Genomic DNA, 21,143 nt, shown 5'->3' with positions numbered 1-21,143 from the left:
AAAATAAAATATTTTTTGATATTTTATGAATTTTAACTATTTTTTAGTAATTTTGATGCAACAAAAAAACTAATTGTTATTATTTATCAACTTTTAATTTTCATTTTATGAAAAAAATTATCTTACTATTATTGTTTTTAAGTTCGATGTTGGGCTACTCACAAATGGCCCTCGAAGGATTTGAAAACACCACGGGTCCTGATGCTTTACCAGCTACAAATTGGACTTTAGGCACAGGCAGCTGGGCCGTTTTTGATAATGGAGTGGGTACCGCAGAACGTTGGAACATCAACAGCTCGGTTTCTACTCCACCTTTTGTTTATGCTGGCACCAATTCGGCTTATATGACAAGAGAAAACATTGGAGCTGGAAACACTTCCGAGGACTATTTGGCTACGCCTGCCGTAACGATTCCTTCAAATGGTCAGTTGAAGTTTTTTACTAGATCTTTTACTTCTACTAATTTAGGTACACTGTATCAAATCAAAGTCAAATTAGTAAGTGCTGGTGCCCAAAATGTTACTACGGGTTATACCCAAGTGCAACAATGGGACGAAACTACGCTAAATACAACTTTTAATATTTACGAAGAAAAAACGGTAGATTTGAGTGCTTATTCGGGCCAACAAGTATATGTGGCTTTTGTAATGAAATATACCCAACCTGCTACCGGAACCGTTCCTGGCGATCGTTGGTTGGTAGATAATGCTCGAATTATTGCCCAATGTTTGCCCCCAACTGCGCTTACAGCTACTGCTATTGCAGGAACTACGGCTACTTTAGGCTGGACAAGTCCTGGAGGTGCGAGCAGTTATGAAGTGGAAAATATGCTGGCTACTGCTACCCCAACAGGTGTGGCTACTGGAACAGCTACTACTACAAGTTTTTCCCAAACAGGTTTAGCGGGATTGACCAATTATAAGTTTTATGTTCGCACGGTTTGTGGCTCTGATTACAGCACTTGGGCTGGGCCTTTTGCCTATACTACAACCGCTATACCACCAGGTTGTGGTGGCAATTTTGTAGATGCGGGCGGAACAGCTAATTACCCAAATAGTTCTAATAGCGTAACAACGATATGCCCAACCGTTGCTGGCGAAAAAGTAACTGTTACTTTTACAGCATTTGACGTTGAGGCTTCTTGGGACGGATTGTATGTTTTTGATGGAAATAGTACAACAGCTCCACAAATTGCTAGTGCCAACCCCGCAGGAAATGTACCTGGTGGTTTGGCTGGTGCCTTCTGGGGTACTACAATTCCTGGCCCTTTTACCTCTACCAGTGCCGATGGCTGTTTGACATTCAGATTTAGAAGTGATGCCTCTGTAAACAGACCAGGGTGGGTGGCCAACGTAACTTGTGCCTTGCCACCAACTTGTCCTGCACCAACAGGATTGGTTACTTCGGCCATCACTTCGACAACTTTGACTCTTGCTTGGAACACAGTAACACCATCTACTTCTTGGCAAGTATTGGCATTGCCATGTACGGCTCCAGCACCAACGGCTACAAGTACAGGATGGGTTTCGGCTACTGCCAATTCTTTGAATATCACAGGATTAACACCTGATACTTGTTATAATTTTTATGTTAGAGGGGTATGTTCTACTACCGATATGAGTACTTGGGCAGGGCCAAAAACGGCTACTACCTTAATAGCACCACCAGTTTGCGGGGGTACATTTGTAGATGCTGGAGGAGCTACCAATAATTATCCAAATAGTTCCAATACTACCTATACCATTTGTCCAACAACACCTGGTGATTTGGTTACCGTAACTTTTACTGCCTTTGATGTAGAAGCTTCATGGGACGGATTGTATGTTTTTGATGGAAATAGTACAACAGCACCACAAATTGCAAGTACCAATCCTGCGGGTAACGTACCTGGTGGTTTGGCTGGTGCCTTCTGGGGTACTACCATTCCTGGACCATTCACCTCTAGTAGTACCGATGGCTGTTTGACTTTTAGATTTAGAAGTGATGCCTCTGTAAACAGACCAGGATGGGTGGCCAATGTAACTTGCGCTCCAGCTCCTACTTGTAAAAAACCAAATGCCTTAACAGCAACATCAATCAACTTAACAGGAGCAACTTTAGGTTGGACACAATTACCAAACCCCAATAATACTGTTGCTACAGCTTGGGAGGTTCTCATATTGCCAGCAGGTTCTCCAGCTCCAACAGCTACAACAACAGGAGCATTGAGTGCCTCTTCAAATCAATATATTGCAAGCGGATTAACATCTGCAACTTGCTATGATTATTATGTTAGAGCGGTTTGTAGTACAACAGATTCTAGTTTTTGGGCAGGACCAAAAACATTTTGTACCGCAATTGCAAACGATGAATGTGCAAATGCAACTACAATATTAACCAATTCAAACATGACATGTACCAATTTTGGAGCGGGAATATTAATTGGCGCCACAGCATCTAGCCAAACCAATGGTTGTGGTGGCACAGCAGATGATGATGTTTGGTTCCAATTTGTAGCTACTGCCACTACACATGCGGTTAGTTTAACCAATGTAACTGGGTCAACTACAGCTCTAAATTTTGGTGTTTACAGTGGTACTTGCACGGGCCTTACTCAAGTACTTTGTAATACTGCAGGAAGCGGTGTTGCAAATGGATTAATTGTAGGGCAAACATATTTTGTTAGAATATTTTCAGCTACAGCCACGCCTGGTCAAAATACAGCTTTCAATCTTTGTATAGGTACAATTCCACCAGCAATTCAAACTAACAATACACAATATACAACACAACAATTAGTTCAAGATGTGTTATTAAATTCAACTTGTGCAACAGTTTCTAATATTACATCGTCCACAGGTTCCAACTTTGGATCTGTTAATGGATTGGCTTCATTTACTCAAAACGGATCAGGATTTCCATTTGCAAATGGTATAGTACTTTCAACAGGCGATGCCTTAAAAGCAAAAGGGCCTAATACAACCACTTTGAGCGATGGTAATACTGCATGGACGGGTGATACTGATTTGGAAAGTATAATTTTAAGTGCTACAGGAAATCCAATGACATCACGTAATGCAACTAAATTAGAATTTGACTTTATTCCAATATCTAATAGTATTAGTTTTGATTTTATCTTCGCTTCAGAAGAGTACGGTACTTTTCAGTGTGAATATTCTGACGCTTTTGCATTTTTACTAACTAACACTGCAACAGGAGTTACTACTAATTTAGCTGTTGTTCCAAATACGACAGATCCAATTTCTGTTGTAACAGTTAGAAATCAATTGTATAATAATAGCTGTACCTCAGTAAATCCAAATTATTTTGCACAATTTAATAATTTACCAACAGGTATTAACCCTTTGGGTTCGGCCTTAAATTTCAATGGGCAAACTGTTGTAATGACTGCTTCTTCGCCTGTAACAAGCAATACGTTATACCACATTAAATTAGTAGTTGCAGATAGAAGTGATTCACTTTATGATTCAGCTGTGTTTTTAAAAGGGGGTAGTTTTAGTATAGGAAACTTAGAATTAGGAAACGACCTTTTACAAGCTACTGGAAATGCCATTTGTGCAGGATCGAGCCAAACAATCAATACTGGCCTTGATGCGTCATTATATACGTTTGTTTGGAAAAAAAATAATGTTGTCATTGCTGGTCAAACAGGACCATCTTTAACTGTAACCGATTCTGGAACATATACTGTTTCTGCAACTTATAATAATTCAAGTTGTGTTGGAACAGACAGTGTAACTATTGAATTTTATCCACCAATTTCGGCTGGTACACCAAACAATTTAGTAGCTTGCAATACAACAGGAGTTGCCAACTTTGATCTGACTCAAAACAACACCACTCTTTTAGGTAGTTTAACAGGTTATACTGTAAGTTATTTTACATCATCGGCTAACGCAAATAGTAATACTAATGCGATAGCATCACCTTCAAATTATACAAATACTTCCAATCCTCAAACTATTTGGGCTAGAGTGCAAAACACATCAACAGGATGTTTTGTTGTAAAAAGTTTTACCATTTCTGTTCAAAATAATATGCCAACATTTACTGTAATTCAAAATGTAGCTATTTGTGCAGGTGGTACAGGTACAATTACTGTAACACCTACAAATTACACTGATTCTGAAGTTACTTATTCTTGGACATTGAATGGAAATGCAATTGCAAATAGTAATTCAAATTCTATAAATGTTACACAAGCAGGAACATATCAAGTGTCTGTAAATAGAACAGGATGTATTGCAACTGCCTCAATAACAGTTACAGTAACTACTTTACCAGTTGCTACATTTGCATACAATGCAACAAGTTATTGCAAAACAGGAACCAATCCTGTATTGAGTTATACCAATGGTGGTGTTGCGGGTACATTTAGCGCTTCTCCAACAGGCTTAAGCATCAATGCAAGTACTGGTGCTATCAATTTATCGGCTAGTAGTGTGGGTTCCTACACGATTACCAATAGTATTGCTGCTGCGGGAGGTTGTTTGGCAGTTAGTGCCACATTTGATTTAACCATTACGGCACCTCAAGACGCTACTTTTAGCTATACAGGAACACCATATTGTCAAAATGCGGCCAATCCAAGCCCTACATTGGCAACGGGTTCAAGTGCAGGAGTATTTAGTAGTACAACAGGTTTGAGCATCAATTCTAGTACAGGACTTGTTAATTTAGCGTCAAGTACCCCAGGTACTTATACAGTTACCAATACTATTGCAGCTACAGGCGGCTGTGCGGCTTCTATCAAAACAGCAACTATTGTTATTACGGCAGCACCACAAGCTAGTATTGCCTATGGAACTCCTTTCTGTTCATCTGAAAGTAATGTACAAGCTGTAACCTTTACGGGTACTACAGGAGGTAGTTTTAGCGCTAGCCCAACGGGACTAACCCTTAATGCAACAACAGGAGGTATTACACCAAGTACCAGTACACCAGGCACTTATACTGTAAAATATACGATTGCCGCCGCAGGTGGATGTCCGTTGTTAGAAAAAACAACTCCTGTTACCATAACAGCACCATTTAACGTTGTATTATCTGGTGGATGCGAGGGCAATACCTTTAAATTAAAAGCAGAACCAGTAAATAATTCTTTCAACCCAACAACAGCTCAATACAGTTGGAGTGGTCCGGGCATTGCTACCAATCAAATGGGGGTTCAAACGCCAATTATTACTCAAGCGGGTGTTTACAACGTGTCCATTACCGATGCGAGTGGTTGTATTGTACAAAGCAACATTACAATTACCAGTACCCAATGTATCATTCAAAAAGGGATTTCGCCTAACAACGACGATCAAAACGATTTCTTTGATTTAACGGGCTTGAATGTAAAAGAATTAGGCATTTTTAACAGATATGGCATCAAAGTATATAGCCGAACCAATTACAAAAAAGAGTGGTTTGGACAATCAGATGCAGGCGAAGAATTGCCAGATGGTGCTTACTATTATGTAATAGAAAGTGATGGTAAAGAAACCAAAACAGGATGGGTATATATTAATAGAGAAAACAAATAATATATCCATTTACCTTACAAATGAAGCTGTTTGAAATACGACAGCTTCATTTTTTAAAAAACAGAATAAAACAGTAAATAGGTTGTTTTTTGGTATTTTGAATTTATTTTAAAAACAAAAAAACAATCACAAACAGCATATCTTTTAGAAAAAATTAAACCGAAATTGAAGAGGAGATCTTGCAAAATTGCAGCAATACCGCTTCAAATTTGAAATAAAACCATTGTTGTGAATCAATCAAAATTAAATTGATAATTTGCAAAAAAAGCAACCATAAAGATATGACCGCTAACCCATAAATTTCAGATAAATGAAAAAAATATACCTAGTAGCCTTGACCTTATTTTTAGGAATTGTTGATGCCACGGCACAACAAGACCCACATTATACGCAATACATGTATAACATGAACATCATCAATCCAGCGTATGCAGGCTCAAAAGAGAACTTATCCTTTGGATTGTTGTACCGTAAGCAATGGGTAGAAATAGAGGATGCTCCCACAACATTTTCGCTTTCTGGCTCTATGCCTGTTGGCAAAAACGTGGGTGTAGGACTCTCGTTGCTCAACGACAAAATTGGCCCCGTAGAAGAAACCAATGCCTATGCCGATTTTTCATATACCCTAAATTTAGGAGGCGATCACCGCTTGGCCTTTGGGGTAAAAGGAGGAATTACAATGCACAAAATAGACTTTAATGTCATCAGACCCACTTTGCCTATCCAATCCGACCCTACATTTGCACAAAGCAACCCGAGCAGCAGCCGGATGAACATTGGATCGGGATTGTTTTATTATACAAACAAATATTATGTTGCCTTTTCTGTACCAAATATGTTAAAAACCAAATATTTAGACTACAATGGCAGGGCTTATGGAACAGAGGTAATGCACTATTTTTTAACGGGAGGGTATGTATTTGATTTGTCGCCAAATGTAAAATTCAAACCTTTTACAATGATCAAATCTGCTTTGAATGCCCCAGTTTCGGTAGATTTTTCGACCAATTTCTTAATCCACGACAAATTAGAATTAGGAGCTACATACCGCCTTCAAGACAGCTTTGGAGCGATGGTAAATTTTGTAATAAGTCCTTCATTAAGAGTGGGTTATGCTTACGACCATATTGTATCTGACTTAAAAATCAGCACACCGTCGTCGCACGAGGTTATATTGTTATTCGACTTGAATTTTCCAAAAAAGATTTCTCGTTCGCCAAGATATTTCTAGCATAGTATAAATAGAAGAGATTGAAAAGATTGAAAAGATTTAAAAATTGAAAGATTGAAAGATTGAAAGATTGAAAGATTGAAAGATTGAAAGATTGAAAAATTTAAAAAATCAAAAATAAAATCCAACTCTTTTATACAATTCTATAAAAACAACATCAAATTTGACATATATGACAAGGAGCTTCATTACGACTTGGTTTAAAACACCAATTGATAAACAACGACAACATATATGCTTGTAAAAAATTAATATTACATTTATGAAAAAAATATATATTTCGATGGGGGTTGCCCTATTGGCTAGTGGTATGTTTGCTCAAAATCAGCAAACCAAAACGGCCGACAAATTGTTTAACCGATTTGAATATGTGGCAGCTGCAAAAAATTATTTAAAATTAGTCGATCAGGAAAAAGCCGATGCTTATGTTTACAAACAATTGGCCGAGAGTTACTACAACGTATTTGACGCTCCAGAGGCAGTGAATTGGTATGCCAAAGCCGTTGCCGAAAAACAACCTGCCGAGGTGTACTACCACTATGCACAAATGCTAAAAGCCACGGGCAAATATGAATTGGCCAACAAACAAATGCAAGAATTTGCCAAATTAGCACCAAATGATCAAAGAGCCAAAGCCTTTTTGGCCGATCCAAATTATTTGCCAAAATTGGCATCGCAACAAAAATCGTTTGACGTACAAAAACTCGATTTCAACTCTGAAGCTGCCGATTTTGCTGCTGTTTTAACTCAAAACGACCAAGTTTACTTTGTAAGTGCTAGCAACAAATCCAGACGCACAGATGGCTGGAACAAAGAGGCTTTTTTGGATATTTATAGAACCCAACGCAATGCCGACGGCAGTTATACAAAACCAGAACCCGTAACGGAGCTTAATACCAAATGGCACGATGGCCCTGTGAGTATTTCGGCAGATGGCACCACTATGTATTTTGCCAAAGACAGTCATGACGAAAACAGTTTTGAAAAAGATAAAAGTTTGAATGCCAAATTTGGACAAGTAAACCTATATAAAGCCAATAACGAAAATGGCAAATGGAGCAACATTAGTGCTGTTCCGTTTAACAGTACGGCCTATTCAAACAGTAGTTCGAGCCTTTCAAAAGACGGAAAAACCCTTTATTTTACCTCCAATATGCCTGGTAGCAAAGGCGATTCAGACATTTGGAAGGTGACCATAAAACCAGACGGTAGCTATGGAACCCCAGAAAACATGGGGCCAAACGTCAATACAGAAGGCAAAGAACAATTTCCGTTTGTAAGCGACGACAACATTTTGTATTTTGCTTCAAACGGTCGTCAAGGATTTGGTGGATTAGATGTTTTTCAAATCGATTTGAACAATCCAGGGCCAGCAGTCAATTTGGGCAAACCCGTAAATACTGAAAAAGACGATTTTGCATTAACCTTTCATGTTCAAAAAAACACTGGATTCCTATCGAGCAACCGCTCTGGCAACGATGATATTTATGGCATTACCCCAGTATGTGCTTTGGATGTAACCACAATTGTAAGCAATACCAAAACAGGCGATGTATTGGCCAATGCTAAAGTAGCCATTTTGGACGATCGCAAAAACATCATTGCTACCCAAACCACCAACGAAAAAGGAGAGGTAAGCTATAAGGTAGAGTGCGAAAAAGCTTATGTAATACAAGCCAGCAAAGAAGGCTTTGAAAGCAATACATTTGCAGTAGCCAAAGTTAGCAAAGCCAGCAAAGCTAGAATTGATGCCGCCTTGAACCCTATCGAGCACATCATTACTCCAACGGAAGTAGTCTTGAACCCCATCTTTTTTGAATACAACAAAAGTAATATTACACAAGAAGGAGCATTTGAGTTAGACAAACTTGTCGAAGCCATGAAAAGCAACGACAAATTGGTGGTATTTGTAAAATCGCACACCGACAACCGAGGTGGCGATGTATTTAATATGAATTTATCAGATAGACGAGCCAAAGCCACTGTGCAATATGTATTGTCTAAAGGCATAGCCGAAAGCCGTATATCGGGCAAAGGATTTGGCGAATCAGAACCAAAAGTAGATTGCAAAGACACCTGCACCGAAGAAGACCATGCACAAAACAGACGATCTGAATTTTTAATAGTAAAATAAAAAGGAGTCTAAAATTAAAAAAGCCTCAAAAATTTTAACGATTTTTGAGGCTTTTTGTTTGATGTTGTGCATCATAATTATAAGGGGGCATTAAAATACTCTGTAAAATTAGTTTTTTTTTATAAAAATAAATAAAGACAGCATTAAACAATAATTTATTTACATATTATATTTTTAATTAATAAAAAACAATCCATTTTATTAGTTTACTCCAATCGAATTTGATAATCTAAAATTAATAAAATTACATAATTTAATTACTTAATTTTCATTTAGAATTGTATTTTAATTATAGTGTATTAATTTCATTTATCAATTGTTCCCATTGGTCTTGTTGAAATGCAGCGCTATGATTACCTCCTTCAATTGTATATAATTTTTTAGTATTAGATATGTAACTGTTGTATATTTTTTTGCCCATACTATAAGGCAGTATATTATCAGATTTTCCGTGAAATATTACAAGTTTGCCTTTAAAACTTTTTAATTTATTAATATTTGATATAGTAAGTAGGTAATCATCTGCTGTAATTTTTACAAAAGGTTTCAATAAAGATTTGCCCCCTTTCATACTTTGATTTTTAAAATGGGTAAAATAATCTTTTGTTTCAGAAAATGGAGACAATAAAAATATATTATGAATATTATTATCTATTGCTGCATAAGTTGCAAATACACTTCCTAAAGAATATCCCAATACAAAATCAATTTGTTGATTAGATGCCAAAAGCGTTTTAAAAAAATAATTGTTGTCGTCAAATTGTGTTTTAAATGAAGGTGTACCCTCTGATTTGCCGTAGCCTCGATAATGCAATACATAAATTTTAGCATTTGTTTGAGCACTCAACTCAATCAAGTAATCAGTAACATTGAGAATATTGGTGGTGTTTCCTAAAAAATAAATTCCTATTTTTTGAATGTTTTTTGGTTTAAAAACAAAATATTCCATATTTATGTTATCATGGTTTATAAAATTTCGTAATAATTCGACTTCATTTTTATTAAAAATTAAAGTATCTTGAGTTTCAATTACTTTATTCAATGCTTGAATTGCGGTATTTTTTGGTTCACATGAATTTTATGGGGATTAAGCAAATAATTTTTCCATTCTGAACAGAAAGAACTTCACATCTATAACAGGTTCACATGAATTTTATGGGGATTAAGCAAATAATTTTTCCATCCTGAACAGAAAGAACTTCACATCTATAACACCTCTTTGGTTAGCTCTAAATAGTTTTATTTTGGAATTAAAAGATTCTGCATTTGCATTTGTGAGTCTTTGAGTAAAGAAATTTAATATTGTTTCTAAATGATATTTTAGACTATTTGCTGCGGTATTAAAAGTGGTTAATTTTAATAATTTTGTTTTCTCAATCCAGTTTAAAAATTTTTCTCTTGCTAACTCTTTTGATTGTTCTTCATAAATATTTCTAAATTCCATTGTATGTTTATAAGCATCGTGTAAAAGCGGATAATTTTTAAATAAAATTTCGGCTCTTTGTTTTTGATTTTCTGTCCATTCACTTTGTTTTTTAGCGATAATGTATCTGCTTCGAGCAAGTAATTGCTTGGGAGAATCATCATTTTCAAAAACAAATGGAATATACTTTATACCTTGTTCTTTGGCTAATTTTATGGCTTGATTTTCTTTTTCAATTTCCTCCCAACGATATTTTATTCGAAGATGTTGCAAACATTCCATAACCATTTTTACAACGTGAAAACGATCCGTAATCAAATAACTCTCTGGAAAACACATCTTTGATGCTAGTTGCATGTTGTTTGCCATGTCTTGAGTAATTGTCTTAACTAATTTGCGTTTTTCTAACGGTATTTTTTGTAAAACATCAATAATATCCTGACTCTTAGTGCCTTTTATACTAGCAACTAATGTTCGTTTTTTACCTTTTCCTGATTTATTAGTAACAAATGTGTAAAGCTCTCCTTTTGACAAACTTACTTCATCAATACTTAAATTTTCACCTATGTTTTCTTGGTATATCAAATAATCTTCAGCATGAGAGTATTGATTCCAAATTTTAAAACCACTTGTCTTTTTATAATGTCTTCTCACTAAATCCGCCTTAACACCATAATAACTAGCAATATTACTTATCGTATCTTCTCGGGTCGAAACCTGTAGATTTTAAAAAAGCTGCCAATTCAATAGTTAGTTTTGAACCTTCAGTGATGAACGAATAATCGCTTTTAATTTCAACAGATTTATCTGTTTTACTCCGCCATCGCCTACGACGAATACCTAAATAAACGGCTTTTCCTCGAATAGGAAAATCTTGAATTATGGTTCGATTATAAAATCCTTTTGATTCATATTGTTCACTTTCATAGCCATTTGGAAGTATATTCTTCTCATCTAAATAAATATAAAAACAATCCTTTTTGGTTGCTATATCCCCTAATTCTTTAAAATCCAAAACATCAAAATGATCTAATAAACCATCAGGTAGAAAGTGTGAAAAAAATGAAAAATCCATTGCTTTTTTATTGCAAATTTACAAATTCTCCCCAATTATTTTATATGAGCCTATTTTTTTCGTTTTCAGATTTGTTGGACAGCTTGATATAACTTGAAGATGCTTCTAATTTATATTTTGATTCTTGAAAAGCTGATTTTTCACTTACTTTGATGGTTTTGCAAGAGGCAAATGCTATTGTTATAGCAATAAAAAATAATTTTTTCATAATATTTTTTAAATTTATAATGATTTAAAAATAGTATTTATCATCATAAATATTTAAAAATAATTATTTATAATAAAAAATAACTGATTCCTTTTTTTTCAAAATTAATAAATAAAAACATTCAAAATAAATTACATTCGTTATTTAATATAATTTTAACATTAAAAATCATTTATTAATATTTTTTTAAACGTTATAATCTATATTTACAATCCTATTTAAAATTATATAATAGTATTACATACTTTACACATAACATTTATTGAAAATTATTTTTTAATATTTCTAACAATTTTTCTGTTTCAAGCATCGAATGGTCTAAACTACATAAAGGTAGTCTTACCAATGGAAATTCATCAATAAATGCCAATGCTGCTATTTTTGACAATCCCAATTTTTGTATAACCGTTTCAAATTGTTTGCTGTTTGTGCCCCAAAATTTAATGTATTTTGATTCGTCTATAAACACTTCGATAAGTTCATTATCTGAATGATATAACAAGCCAAATTTTAAAAAAGTATCTTTTGTTAGTTCTTTTTTATATTTACCTAAAAATTTTAAAATATTATTTTTATATTTACTATAATACATTTCATCATCATCTATAGAGGCTACAATAAATATAACCTCATCAGGCAAAAGGGAAGCAAGTTCCACAAAAAGCATCCATAGTTTAGAATTGTCAATATTAATTTCAGAAAAAAAATCAAAACCCAAGTTTACATGTTCAGGATTTCCTTCATTCAATGTAAGGGTATAGCCTTCAATTAAATTTGCAGTTGTACTTCTTTCAATATTTTTTAATATCGTTTCGTCCATTGGTACTTCGTTTGGCAATGCAATTCTAAGAGTTATAGGTAATTCTAATCTTTCAGATGGATTTATAGTTTAATTTTTTACACATAATATCTAATTTTATAAATAAAAAATCAAATTTTGTGATTTTAAATCATATCAATTTTAAGAAACATGTACTATTGTGGTTATATTTTCAATTCAAATAAACTTACAGTTGCGTTGTCATAATGTGCAGGAAGTCCTTCCGTATTTTTAAGTTTTAACAATCCTAAAAATTCAAAACCACATTTGGTGTAATAAGTAATTAATCCCAGATTGTTACCCACTGTATCCATTCTAACAAACTGTTTATGATTTTCTTCGGCATACCTTTTTGCCCATTCTACAATTTGTAATACAAAATTCTGTCCTCTAAATTCAGGGTTTGCTGCTATTCTATGAATATAAACTGCTGGATCTTCATTTTTTTCTTCCCAAATTTGTGGATCATTAAATGTAGTTGCCCAAACACAAGCCATTTTTCCATCAATAATTATTTTCCATTGTTTGTTTTCTGAAATCTCACTTTCTATAATTTTTCTGTCAAAATCAGGCCAATGAACAGTAAACCTTGTTTTTTGAAAATTCGTTGCCATTTGATACAAACGGAAAATTTCGTCAATGTCGTTACTATTACTATTTTCTATTTGAAAATTCATTGTTTTAAATTTTTAATTTATACCAAATATATTTATAAAATAGTCCAAAGATGCGTAGTTATTTTTTAAAAAAAATTTTCAAGAAAAATCGTTGCATAGCTGGGCTACGGAACTATTTTTTTTGACTCATTTTAGCAAAAAAGAACAAGTAGATTGGACTATTTTATATGTATATTTGGTATAAGATTAAATGTCGTAAAATTAATGCTTATCTAAACGACATTGGATTGTAAATATAATATTTAATTTAATAAATATTATTAAGATTTTTTTATAATTAGGTTATTTCCCCCCTCTCAAACCACCTTAATATCATATTTGTCCAACAAACCTATCAAACCGTAGGCGGCAAATTGGGCTTTTTTCAAACTATTGATGGCGGGATCAATCTTAAAATCTTGGGCGGTTACAAAGTTGGCCGCATCCAATTGGGTGTTGTAAAATAGGGCGTTGGTCAATATACACGATTCAAACAAAGCACCTGTAAGCACGGTGTGGTCAAAGGTTGCTTCTTTGAGTGTACAAGATATAAAGCGGGTTTTGGGCATTTTTTTGTTAGTAAAATTGGAAAAATCCAAAATACAATTGGCAAACGACACCTCAAACAAAAAATCTTGACACCGATGAAAAGCAAATCCCAGCATTTTGCACGTTTCAAATCGAACGTTTTTCAAACTCGTTTGATGGATACCTACCATCGACAAATTGCAGTGGATAAAATCACAATCGACAAAGGTTGTTTGTGTCCATTGTGCTTCAGAAAAATCGCAATGTTCAAACACACAACATTCAAATTCGGTTTGTTCAAATGCTACAGTTGATGTGGTTTGTTTGTTAAATGTTTGGTCGTATATCAGCTGTGCCATATTATTTGTTTAAAATAGATTGGTATGCTTTAACAAAATCGGTTATCAAATAGCCTATTAATTTACCTATCAAGTGGTTGTTTTTGGCTTCACCCAAATCTGGTGCCCCTTCGCAAATGTGCAAATAAGCTACATTTTGATTTTGTCCAAAATAAGTTACAAATCGTCTCAACTCTTCAACAGAAAAACCACTCAGCGTCATGGCACTCGAAGCAATATTGGGCAAGGCATCTAAATCTATTTCAAGTCCAAAAGTATCGTCTTTTATAAAATTGAGGGCCAACTGCATTTCTTGCTCAAAATTTTTAACTTTTCTGATGTTGATTTCATCATACGTATTAAAACGCACTCTGTTTTCAAGTTTTTTCAAAATGTCTAAAACATTTTTGGATGTATAATTTTCATGTAGTCCAAAGATAAAATATTTTTTCAAAAATCCTTCGTCATACGCATAATGAAAACCATTGCCGCTGTGTCTGCCTTCAAGGATTCTAAAATCGGAATGGGCATCAAAATTAATGGCATTGATAGGTTTGCCCTTTGCTAGCGCCGTCCCTTTGATGTTGCCATAAGCATTGTTGTGTCCGCCACCAATGATGATGGGTATTTTATTGGCTTTGACTATTTTTGATATGATATGGGCCACTTCTTTGTCTATTTTTTCTACCAATTGGTTCAAAGTTTTTCTGTCGGCACTTTGATTATAATCCAAGCCTTCTACGGCTTTCATTTCTTCCATTACGTCCAACTGACCTAAAACCAATAGAGAACTCCCTTTACAAAATCGATTGTGTTGAATATTGGCTATGCTGCTAATGGCACTACTCCATGCCGAGGCGGCTCCTGGCCTGCCATAATTGGCCCTAACGCCAATGTCTTCTGGAATGCCAATTATCACAAATTTTGCCTCAGATTTTTTTATAAATTCATATACATCAGCTCCTTTTGGAACAACCAACATTTTTTCGCCAAATTTTACTTCGCCTATTCTAAAATGGGTAACTTTTGCCAAATCTGCTGTTGAAAAAGGGATCAACTTATCCATAGTATGCGTTGTGTTTTGATTGATTTTTCTATTGTTTTCGGGTGCCAATGCTGCCTCAATTTTTATAAAAAACAAAAACCATTTTCCGTTTCAGAAAATGGTTTATTGATACTTAAATATCTTGTTTACGATACATCTACCGTTGTTTGTTCTGCAATTTTTTTGTAAGTGCCGTTTTCTAATTTTTCCCTTATAGCTTCAAATGCAAACAAGGTTTCTGCAATATCTTCCAATGTATGTGTGGCCGTAGGAATCATTCGCAATAAGATCATCCCTTTTGGTATTACAGGATACACTACTATCGACAAAAATATACCGTAATTTTCTCTCAAATCGTTCACCATAACCATAGCTTCTGGTATAGAGCCTTCCAAATATACAGGAGTAACACACGTGTTGGTATCGCCAATATTAAATCCTTTGGCTTTCAATCCGTTTTGAAGTGCATTTACATTTACCCATAATTTATCTTTCAATTCCGACGAATTTCTCAACAATTCCAATCGTTTCAACGATCCAATTGTTTGAATCATAGGCAAGGCTTTGGCAAACATTTGCGAACGTAAATTGTATTTCAAATAATCAATTATATCTTTGTCTGCCGCTACAAAAGCACCAATATTGGCCATCGATTTTGCAAAAGTCGAAAAATAAACATCTATACCCTCTTGGCACCCTTGCTCCTCGCCTGCTCCAGCTCCTGTTTTGCCAAGTGTTCCAAATCCGTGTGCATCATCAACCAGCAATCTAAAATTGTACTTGTCTTTCATAGCCACAATTTCCTTCAACTTGCCTTGCTGTCCTCGCATCCCAAAAACACCTTCGGTAATAAACAAAATACCTCCACCAGTTTCTGTGGCTAATTTTGTAGCTCGTTGCAAGTTTTTTTCCATACTTTCCACATCATTATGTCTGTATGTAAAACGTTTGCCACTATGCAATCGAACACCATCTATAATACAAGCATGAGCATCTACATCATACACAATCACGTCGTTTCTAGTAACCAAAGCATCTATAATAGACACCATCCCTTGGTAACCAAAATTCAACAAATAAGCCGATTCTTTCATCACAAAAGCAGCCAATTCTTGCTCCAATTGTTCGTGGTATTTTGTGTGCCCGCTCATCATCCTTGCTCCCATAGGATAAGCCGCTCCATAAGCCGCTGCAGCCTCGGTATCGGCCTTACGCACTTCCGGATGATTGGCTAAGCCCAAATAATCATTCAAACTCCAATTCAATATATTTTTGCCATGAAACTGCATTCTGGGCCCCAACTCGCCTTCCAATTTAGGAAAAACATAATAACCCTCTGCCTGCGAAGCCCATTTGCCCAACGGACCTTTATTATTTTGTATTCTTTCAAATAAATCTTTTACCATAATTTATAAAAATTGTTAAAACGATGCAAAATTAATGATTAATATTCAATAAACAACCATTTAACTCATGCTAAAATTCCAAAAAAAATTCAACCTATCAATAAGTTACCTCCAATAACCCCCAAAAAAAAGAGCTTCAATTGTTCTTTTTGGGCACCTATTCCGCCTTCCACTCCCGCTTTTTTTTCTTGCCGCAACAATGATAACCCCATAGCGGCAAGAAAAAAAGAGCTCCGTTCAAGTCGGGGTGCGGGGTTCGTGCCTATTCCAAAGCTTTTTTTTTCAACCCAAAAAGGGGGTGTTGTATTGCACGAATTTAGTTTATGAAAATGGTAATCTAAAGGATTATTTCACAATATTTCATTTCTTTTGCAGTTCAATGAACGTTGTTTGAAACCGATACGACCCTTGTGGTAATGCCCAAAAAACGTAATGCTATTGGTTGTTTTATGTAAAATTTAGCCAATACAAAAACCTTTCACTTGATGAATTCAAAAAAAACAATTCTTTTTTTGATGCAAACCATTGATTTTCAACAAGATTTATTTTTTATTAAAAAAAACAGTCATCAAACATCACACTTTGGCACACCTTTTGAAAGATGCTTATCAGCAAACCAATTGGATACGAGCAAGCCGAAAATCGAAAGAGTAAGCATGATTTTTTTACAATCAAAAAAAACAAGTAATACGATAAAAATAGTCCTACTTACTTGTTTAAAATTAATAACCATTAAATCAAATAGCCATGAAAAATTTTACATTTTTAGCATTATTACTACTTGCCAATAGCCGTATTTTTGCCGCAGATGTGGCTCCAACCATATCAAAATGCAACCAAAATACACCAAGCTACAGCATACAACCCCTTACATTCAACGAAAAAGGCATCGACTTTTATGTATTTCCCGACGGCACTTTTGATTTCAACACCAATGCCAACTGCGGAAACGGTAGCTACTATTACAAATCTGCGGGACGTAGAGTTACAACCCCTCGTCCAGAGCCAGCAGGAGTATATATAGAGCAAGACAACTTTGGAAGAGTAAGAAGAGTGGGCAACACATTCATCAATTATGATGCTTATGATAGAGTCAATCGTATTGGAAGTATTTTTTTAAGATACAACCGTTTTGCACTAGAACAAATTGGTGGTTTACGCCTCATTTATGACAGATATGGCAATATTGTAAGTCAAATTGGAACCATAAAACCAAGAGCATTTTACAACGGCTATGCTCCAAACCATGGATATGCCAACAATTATAGTCAAAGCAACACCTATTATGGACCAAATGGTTACCAATCACCAAGCCAAAACAACGGAGGGTACTATTACAAACAAGCCGATAACAACAACGTTTCTGAAGGAGAATCTTTTGAAAACATCAATTTTGAAAAAGAAAACAAATTGATTAGCGAGGAAAAATCAAAAAAATTAGACAGAGGAAACAGAGAAAGATAATAATTTTAAGTTTTTTTAGTTGGTTGAACGTCTATTTAGAAAGCAATTTTTAAATAGACGTTTTTTATTTTGTTTCATAAAAAAACTGTAAATTTGCATTAAAAATAAGTATAATGACGTTTAATAAACAACAAATACTCGATTGGTGCAACCAACATGCTAAAAACACCTTAATGGAAACCCTAAACATCCAATATATTGATGCAGGCGAAGGTTTTTTGGTAGCCACCATGCCCGTCAATTCAAAAGTACACCAACCCATGGGACTCTTGCATGGCGGTGCCTCCGTAGCATTGGCAGAAAGTGTTGGGAGTGCCGCTTCGATGATTTTTGTCAATCCAGAGGTTAGCGAAGTTCGAGGGATAGAAATTGCCGCAAACCACTTGAAGTCCAAAAAAGAAGGACTTGTTACTGCAACTGCCCGCATCATACATCAAGGTAAAAGTATTCACCTTTGGGAAATCAAAATTACCGACGAACAAAATCAATTAATTTCTATTTGCAAACTAACTAATATGGTACTTTCAAAAAGAAAACAATATCTTAATGAAAAATAAAAAGGATGGATCATTTATTGCAAAATGCAGCCATTCAGTTCAAAAATAAACGCCCATTTGTATTGTACAAAAAACCATTTTCAAATCAAATGGTTGGGATGTTTCAACAAGATACTACTTGCTACACTACTTCGGAATTTACCGAGCAAGGTTTTGTTTTTTGTTCATTTGATGGTTCAAATGCCATTTTAATACCAAAAAACAAATCAAAATTATTTGTAGAAACTATTTCAACGGTAGATCAAAAAAAAACGAACAACCCGCTTGTTGAAGCCTCATATACTGACAAATCGGATTATATCCAAAAAATAGAACATGCCATAGCCCGTATTCATCAACATGAATTTACAAAAATAGTGCTTTCTAGAAAAGCAGTTTTTAAATTAAATACTTACGATATTTTCGATTTATACAGCAAAATGATTGATTTATATCCCGAGGCTTTTGCTTATTGCTGGTTTCATCCACAAGTTGGACTCTGGATGGGGGCTTTTTCAGAAAGGCTTTTAAAAATAGAAAATCAACAATTTGAAACCATGTCTGTGGCAGGTACTCAAAAAAACAACCCACCATATCCAATTGTATGGCATGAAAAAGAAAAAGACGAACAACAAATAGTAACCAATTATATCATTGAAAACTTAAAAAATGAAGTAAACACTATCGAAGTTCAGAACCCTATTACATTAAAAGCAGGAAATTTATTACATTTAAAAACTACTATTAGTGGTACTATAAAAAACGAAAGTGCTTTACATCACTGGATCAATATCCTACACCCTACTCCAGCGGTGTGTGGTTTTCCAAAAGAACAAGCCAAAAAATATGTATCGTTACATGAAAATTATAACAGAGCATTTTATTCGGGTTTTTTAGGAGAAATCAATTTCAATAGCATTAATAATCAACAAGATACAGATTTGTTTGTAAATTTACGATGTATGCAATTACAAGACAACCAAGCCATATTGTATGTTGGTGGCGGCATTACAAAAGACAGTAATCCTGAAAAAGAATGGGAAGAAACCCAAAATAAACTGGAAACAATGAAACGGATTTTTATATAAATTCTTAAAAAAATGATGAAATTAGATATTTTAGCCTTTGGAGCACATCCTGATGATGTAGAATTAAGCTGTGCAGGCACTATTGCCAAAGAAATTTCGCTGGGCAAAAAAGTAGGCATTATAGATTTGACCCAAGGAGAATTGGGCACACGTGGATCAAAAGAAATTAGAGCCCAAGAAGCCCAAAATGCAGCAGCAATATTGGGTGTTTCTGTTCGTGAAAATTTACAAATGCGTGATGGTTTTTTTGAAAACAACGAAGCAAATCAAATGAAAATTATTCAAATCATTAGAAAATACCAACCTTCGATTGTATTATGCAATGCCATTCAAGACAGGCATATCGACCACGGAAAAGGCAGTAAATTAGTTTCGGATGCTTGTTTTTTAGCGGGTTTGGCCAAAATAGAAACCATTTATGAAGGACAACAACAACAACATTTTAGACCAAAAGCGGTGTACCATTATATACAATGGAATCCCATAGAACCAGATTTTGTCGTAGATATTACGGGGTTTTTAGACATCAAAAAAGCAGCCATTTTGGCCTATAGCTCACAGTTTTACAACCCCGATTCAAATGAAATCGCTACACCTATTTCGACTCAAAATTTTTTAGAAAGTATTGATTATCGCACAAAAGACTTTGGAAGACTCATTGGCACCGATTGTGCCGAAGGATTTACTACCGAAAGGTATTTGGGAATCAATAGTTTACAAGATTTAATCTAAAAAATGTGATTTTTTTTCAATTTTCTTTTGTATAATCAAACAATTGTTTTATATTTGCACTCGTAAAACTGGTGGTTGTAGCTCAGCTGGTTAGAGTAGCGGTTTGTGGTGCCGCGGGTCGCCGGTTCGAACCCGGTCAGCCACCCAAGAATACCTTAAAGCCTTGATAAAATCAAGGCTTTTTTTGTGGCTTTTTATTTCAAATTATTCAAATTTGTTTCTGGTACAATTTCTATTGGTGTTTTATTTTTTTCAAATAATCGTGCAGTCAATGGCCCTTTCAGTACAATATTTTCGCCTTGCACGGCTAACCAACTGCCCTCTCGAAGCCCTAACACGGGTATAGCATTGTATTGATGAAATTCGGCAATACGGGTGGCACGGGTTTCGCCCATGTGTGTCCCGTTTTCGACAGGATCCAAGTAGTGAGGGTTCAAATTAAAGGGAATAATGCCCAACGTTTGAAAACTTGGTGGATATACAATAGGCATATCATTGGTGGTTTGCATGCTTAATCCTACAATATTACTCCCTGCACTTGTACCTAAATAAGGTGTTCCTTGTGCTATTGCTGTTTGCAATACATCAAAAAGTTGGTGTTTGTAAAGCTCTGAAACTAACAAAAATGTATTGCCGCCCCCAGTAAATATGCCTTCAGCAGCTAAAATAGCTTGTTGATAATCATCATATTGATGCAAGCCTATTATTTTTTTTCCTATTTTTTGGAATGCTAATGCTACATTTTCTGTGTATTCTTGATGCGAAATACCGTTGGGTCTTGCAAAAGGAATAAACAATATGGTGTTTGCATCATTAAATAAAATTTGAAGTTCTGGATACAAATATTCTAAATATGCCGACCCATAAATTGTAGAAGAACTGGCAATTAAAGCGTTTTTCATGTTGGTAATTTTTTTAGTTTTAAAAATAT

Annotated in this window: 17 protein-coding genes and 1 tRNA gene; 8 read left to right on the top strand and 10 right to left on the bottom strand. The window is 34.9% G+C overall.

The annotated features are described in order from the left end of the window. Window positions 1-107: 107 nt before the first annotated feature. The 3 genes from FBFL15_RS06010 to FBFL15_RS06000 all read left to right on the top strand — a co-directional run bounded on the left by FBFL15_RS06010 (window position 108) and on the right by FBFL15_RS06000 (window position 8,893). The gene (locus FBFL15_RS06010; RefSeq protein ID WP_014083743.1) at window positions 108-5,528 is read left to right on the top strand and encodes a choice-of-anchor L domain-containing protein; all 5,421 of its coding nucleotides are present in this window, start codon (window positions 108-110) and stop codon (window positions 5,526-5,528) included. Between the two features lie 310 nt (window positions 5,529-5,838). After that, complete coding sequence (locus tag FBFL15_RS06005; RefSeq protein WP_014083043.1) at window positions 5,839-6,759, top strand: PorP/SprF family type IX secretion system membrane protein; 921 nt, start codon at window positions 5,839-5,841, stop codon at window positions 6,757-6,759. 262 nt (window positions 6,760-7,021) lie between these two features. Beyond that, complete coding sequence (locus tag FBFL15_RS06000; RefSeq protein ID WP_014083742.1) at window positions 7,022-8,893, top strand: OmpA family protein; 1,872 nt, start codon at window positions 7,022-7,024, stop codon at window positions 8,891-8,893. Window positions 8,894-9,182: 289 nt separating this feature from the next. Here FBFL15_RS06000 and FBFL15_RS05995 read toward each other — a convergent pair whose 3' ends face one another. The 9 genes from FBFL15_RS05995 to capB all read right to left on the bottom strand — a co-directional run bounded on the left by FBFL15_RS05995 (window position 9,183) and on the right by capB (window position 16,392). Continuing rightward, entirely contained in the window at window positions 9,183-9,935 is a 753-nt protein-coding gene (locus FBFL15_RS05995) for an alpha/beta hydrolase (protein WP_014083741.1), read from the bottom strand. Window positions 9,936-10,055: 120 nt separating this feature from the next. Continuing rightward, complete coding sequence (locus tag FBFL15_RS05990; RefSeq protein ID WP_014083740.1) at window positions 10,056-10,970, bottom strand: ISAon1 family transposase; 915 nt, start codon at window positions 10,968-10,970, stop codon at window positions 10,056-10,058. 34 nt (window positions 10,971-11,004) lie between these two features. Continuing rightward, window positions 11,005-11,391 carry an ISAon1 family transposase N-terminal region protein gene (locus FBFL15_RS05985; RefSeq protein WP_014083276.1) on the bottom strand — a complete coding sequence of 129 codons (387 nt, stop codon included), beginning with the start codon at window positions 11,389-11,391 and terminating at the stop codon, window positions 11,005-11,007. 40 nt (window positions 11,392-11,431) lie between these two features. Beyond that, the gene (locus FBFL15_RS16490; protein ID WP_014083739.1) at window positions 11,432-11,599 is read right to left on the bottom strand and encodes a hypothetical protein; all 168 of its coding nucleotides are present in this window, start codon (window positions 11,597-11,599) and stop codon (window positions 11,432-11,434) included. A 259-nt stretch (window positions 11,600-11,858) separates the two neighbouring features. After that, the gene (locus FBFL15_RS05980; protein ID WP_050881276.1) at window positions 11,859-12,419 is read right to left on the bottom strand and encodes a hypothetical protein; all 561 of its coding nucleotides are present in this window, start codon (window positions 12,417-12,419) and stop codon (window positions 11,859-11,861) included. Between the two features lie 164 nt (window positions 12,420-12,583). Further along, the gene (locus FBFL15_RS05975; RefSeq protein WP_014083737.1) at window positions 12,584-13,096 is read right to left on the bottom strand and encodes a GNAT family N-acetyltransferase; all 513 of its coding nucleotides are present in this window, start codon (window positions 13,094-13,096) and stop codon (window positions 12,584-12,586) included. A 296-nt stretch (window positions 13,097-13,392) separates the two neighbouring features. Next, window positions 13,393-13,962 (bottom strand): pentapeptide repeat-containing protein, encoded by a 570-nt coding sequence (locus FBFL15_RS05970; protein ID WP_014083736.1) that lies wholly within the window; start codon window positions 13,960-13,962, stop codon window positions 13,393-13,395. 1 nt (window position 13,963) lies between these two features. Next, window positions 13,964-15,007: a formimidoylglutamase gene (locus tag FBFL15_RS05965; protein ID WP_044032465.1), complete on the bottom strand. Its 1,044-nt coding sequence runs from the start codon at window positions 15,005-15,007 to the stop codon at window positions 13,964-13,966. A 125-nt stretch (window positions 15,008-15,132) separates the two neighbouring features. Then, window positions 15,133-16,392: a cysteate-C-fatty acyltransferase gene (gene capB, locus FBFL15_RS05960; protein WP_014083734.1), complete on the bottom strand. Its 1,260-nt coding sequence runs from the start codon at window positions 16,390-16,392 to the stop codon at window positions 15,133-15,135. Window positions 16,393-17,139: 747 nt separating this feature from the next. Between capB and FBFL15_RS05950 the strand changes: the two genes are divergently transcribed. From FBFL15_RS05950 to FBFL15_RS05930, 5 genes are all read left to right on the top strand, one after another. Beyond that, window positions 17,140-17,856, top strand: coding sequence for a hypothetical protein (locus tag FBFL15_RS05950; protein WP_014083733.1), 717 nt, complete (start codon window positions 17,140-17,142; stop codon window positions 17,854-17,856). 113 nt (window positions 17,857-17,969) lie between these two features. Continuing rightward, window positions 17,970-18,413: a PaaI family thioesterase gene (locus FBFL15_RS05945; protein ID WP_014083732.1), complete on the top strand. Its 444-nt coding sequence runs from the start codon at window positions 17,970-17,972 to the stop codon at window positions 18,411-18,413. Between the two features lie 5 nt (window positions 18,414-18,418). After that, on the top strand, window positions 18,419-19,480 hold the full coding sequence (locus tag FBFL15_RS05940) for an isochorismate synthase (protein ID WP_014083731.1): 1,062 nt from the start codon (window positions 18,419-18,421) through the stop codon (window positions 19,478-19,480). Window positions 19,481-19,495: 15 nt separating this feature from the next. Continuing rightward, complete coding sequence (gene bshB1 / locus FBFL15_RS05935; RefSeq protein ID WP_014083730.1) at window positions 19,496-20,212, top strand: bacillithiol biosynthesis deacetylase BshB1; 717 nt, start codon at window positions 19,496-19,498, stop codon at window positions 20,210-20,212. A gap of 71 nt (window positions 20,213-20,283) precedes the next feature. Beyond that, window positions 20,284-20,357, top strand: a tRNA-His gene (locus FBFL15_RS05930). 49 nt (window positions 20,358-20,406) lie between these two features. Here the strand turns inward: FBFL15_RS05930 and pepE are convergent. Then, window positions 20,407-21,114, bottom strand: a complete 708-nt coding sequence (gene pepE / locus FBFL15_RS05925) for a dipeptidase PepE (protein ID WP_014083729.1) — start codon at window positions 21,112-21,114, stop codon at window positions 20,407-20,409. Between the last annotated feature and the right edge of the window lie 29 nt (window positions 21,115-21,143).

Origin of the sequence: Flavobacterium branchiophilum FL-15 (genome assembly GCF_000253275.1) — a bacterium.
Taxonomy (GTDB): Bacteria; Bacteroidota; Bacteroidia; order Flavobacteriales; family Flavobacteriaceae; genus Flavobacterium; species Flavobacterium branchiophilum.
The sequence above is the reverse complement of the archived record's forward strand: the minus strand, read 5'-3'. Positions and strand labels throughout refer to the sequence as shown.

Bases quoted from the DNA above. Each gene is read 5' to 3' on its own strand.
- FBFL15_RS06010 (WP_014083743.1), top strand. From the start codon at position 108: ATGAAAAAAATTATCTTACTATTATTGTTTTTAAGTTCGATGTTGGGC.
- FBFL15_RS06005 (WP_014083043.1), top strand. From the start codon at position 5,839: ATGAAAAAAATATACCTAGTAGCCTTGACCTTATTTTTAGGAATTGTT.
- FBFL15_RS06000 (WP_014083742.1), top strand. From the start codon at position 7,022: ATGAAAAAAATATATATTTCGATGGGGGTTGCCCTATTGGCTAGTGGT.
- FBFL15_RS05985 (WP_014083276.1), bottom strand. From the start codon at position 11,391: ATGGATTTTTCATTTTTTTCACACTTTCTACCTGATGGTTTATTAGAT.
- FBFL15_RS16490 (WP_014083739.1), bottom strand. From the start codon at position 11,599: ATGAAAAAATTATTTTTTATTGCTATAACAATAGCATTTGCCTCTTGC.
- FBFL15_RS05980 (WP_050881276.1), bottom strand. From the start codon at position 12,419: ATGGACGAAACGATATTAAAAAATATTGAAAGAAGTACAACTGCAAAT.
- FBFL15_RS05975 (WP_014083737.1), bottom strand. From the start codon at position 13,096: ATGAATTTTCAAATAGAAAATAGTAATAGTAACGACATTGACGAAATT.
- FBFL15_RS05970 (WP_014083736.1), bottom strand. From the start codon at position 13,962: ATGGCACAGCTGATATACGACCAAACATTTAACAAACAAACCACATCA.
- FBFL15_RS05965 (WP_044032465.1), bottom strand. From the start codon at position 15,007: ATGGATAAGTTGATCCCTTTTTCAACAGCAGATTTGGCAAAAGTTACC.
- capB (WP_014083734.1), bottom strand. From the start codon at position 16,392: ATGGTAAAAGATTTATTTGAAAGAATACAAAATAATAAAGGTCCGTTG.
- FBFL15_RS05950 (WP_014083733.1), top strand. From the start codon at position 17,140: ATGAAAAATTTTACATTTTTAGCATTATTACTACTTGCCAATAGCCGT.
- FBFL15_RS05945 (WP_014083732.1), top strand. From the start codon at position 17,970: ATGACGTTTAATAAACAACAAATACTCGATTGGTGCAACCAACATGCT.
- FBFL15_RS05940 (WP_014083731.1), top strand. From the start codon at position 18,419: ATGGATCATTTATTGCAAAATGCAGCCATTCAGTTCAAAAATAAACGC.
- bshB1 (WP_014083730.1), top strand. From the start codon at position 19,496: ATGAAATTAGATATTTTAGCCTTTGGAGCACATCCTGATGATGTAGAA.
- pepE (WP_014083729.1), bottom strand. From the start codon at position 21,114: ATGAAAAACGCTTTAATTGCCAGTTCTTCTACAATTTATGGGTCGGCA.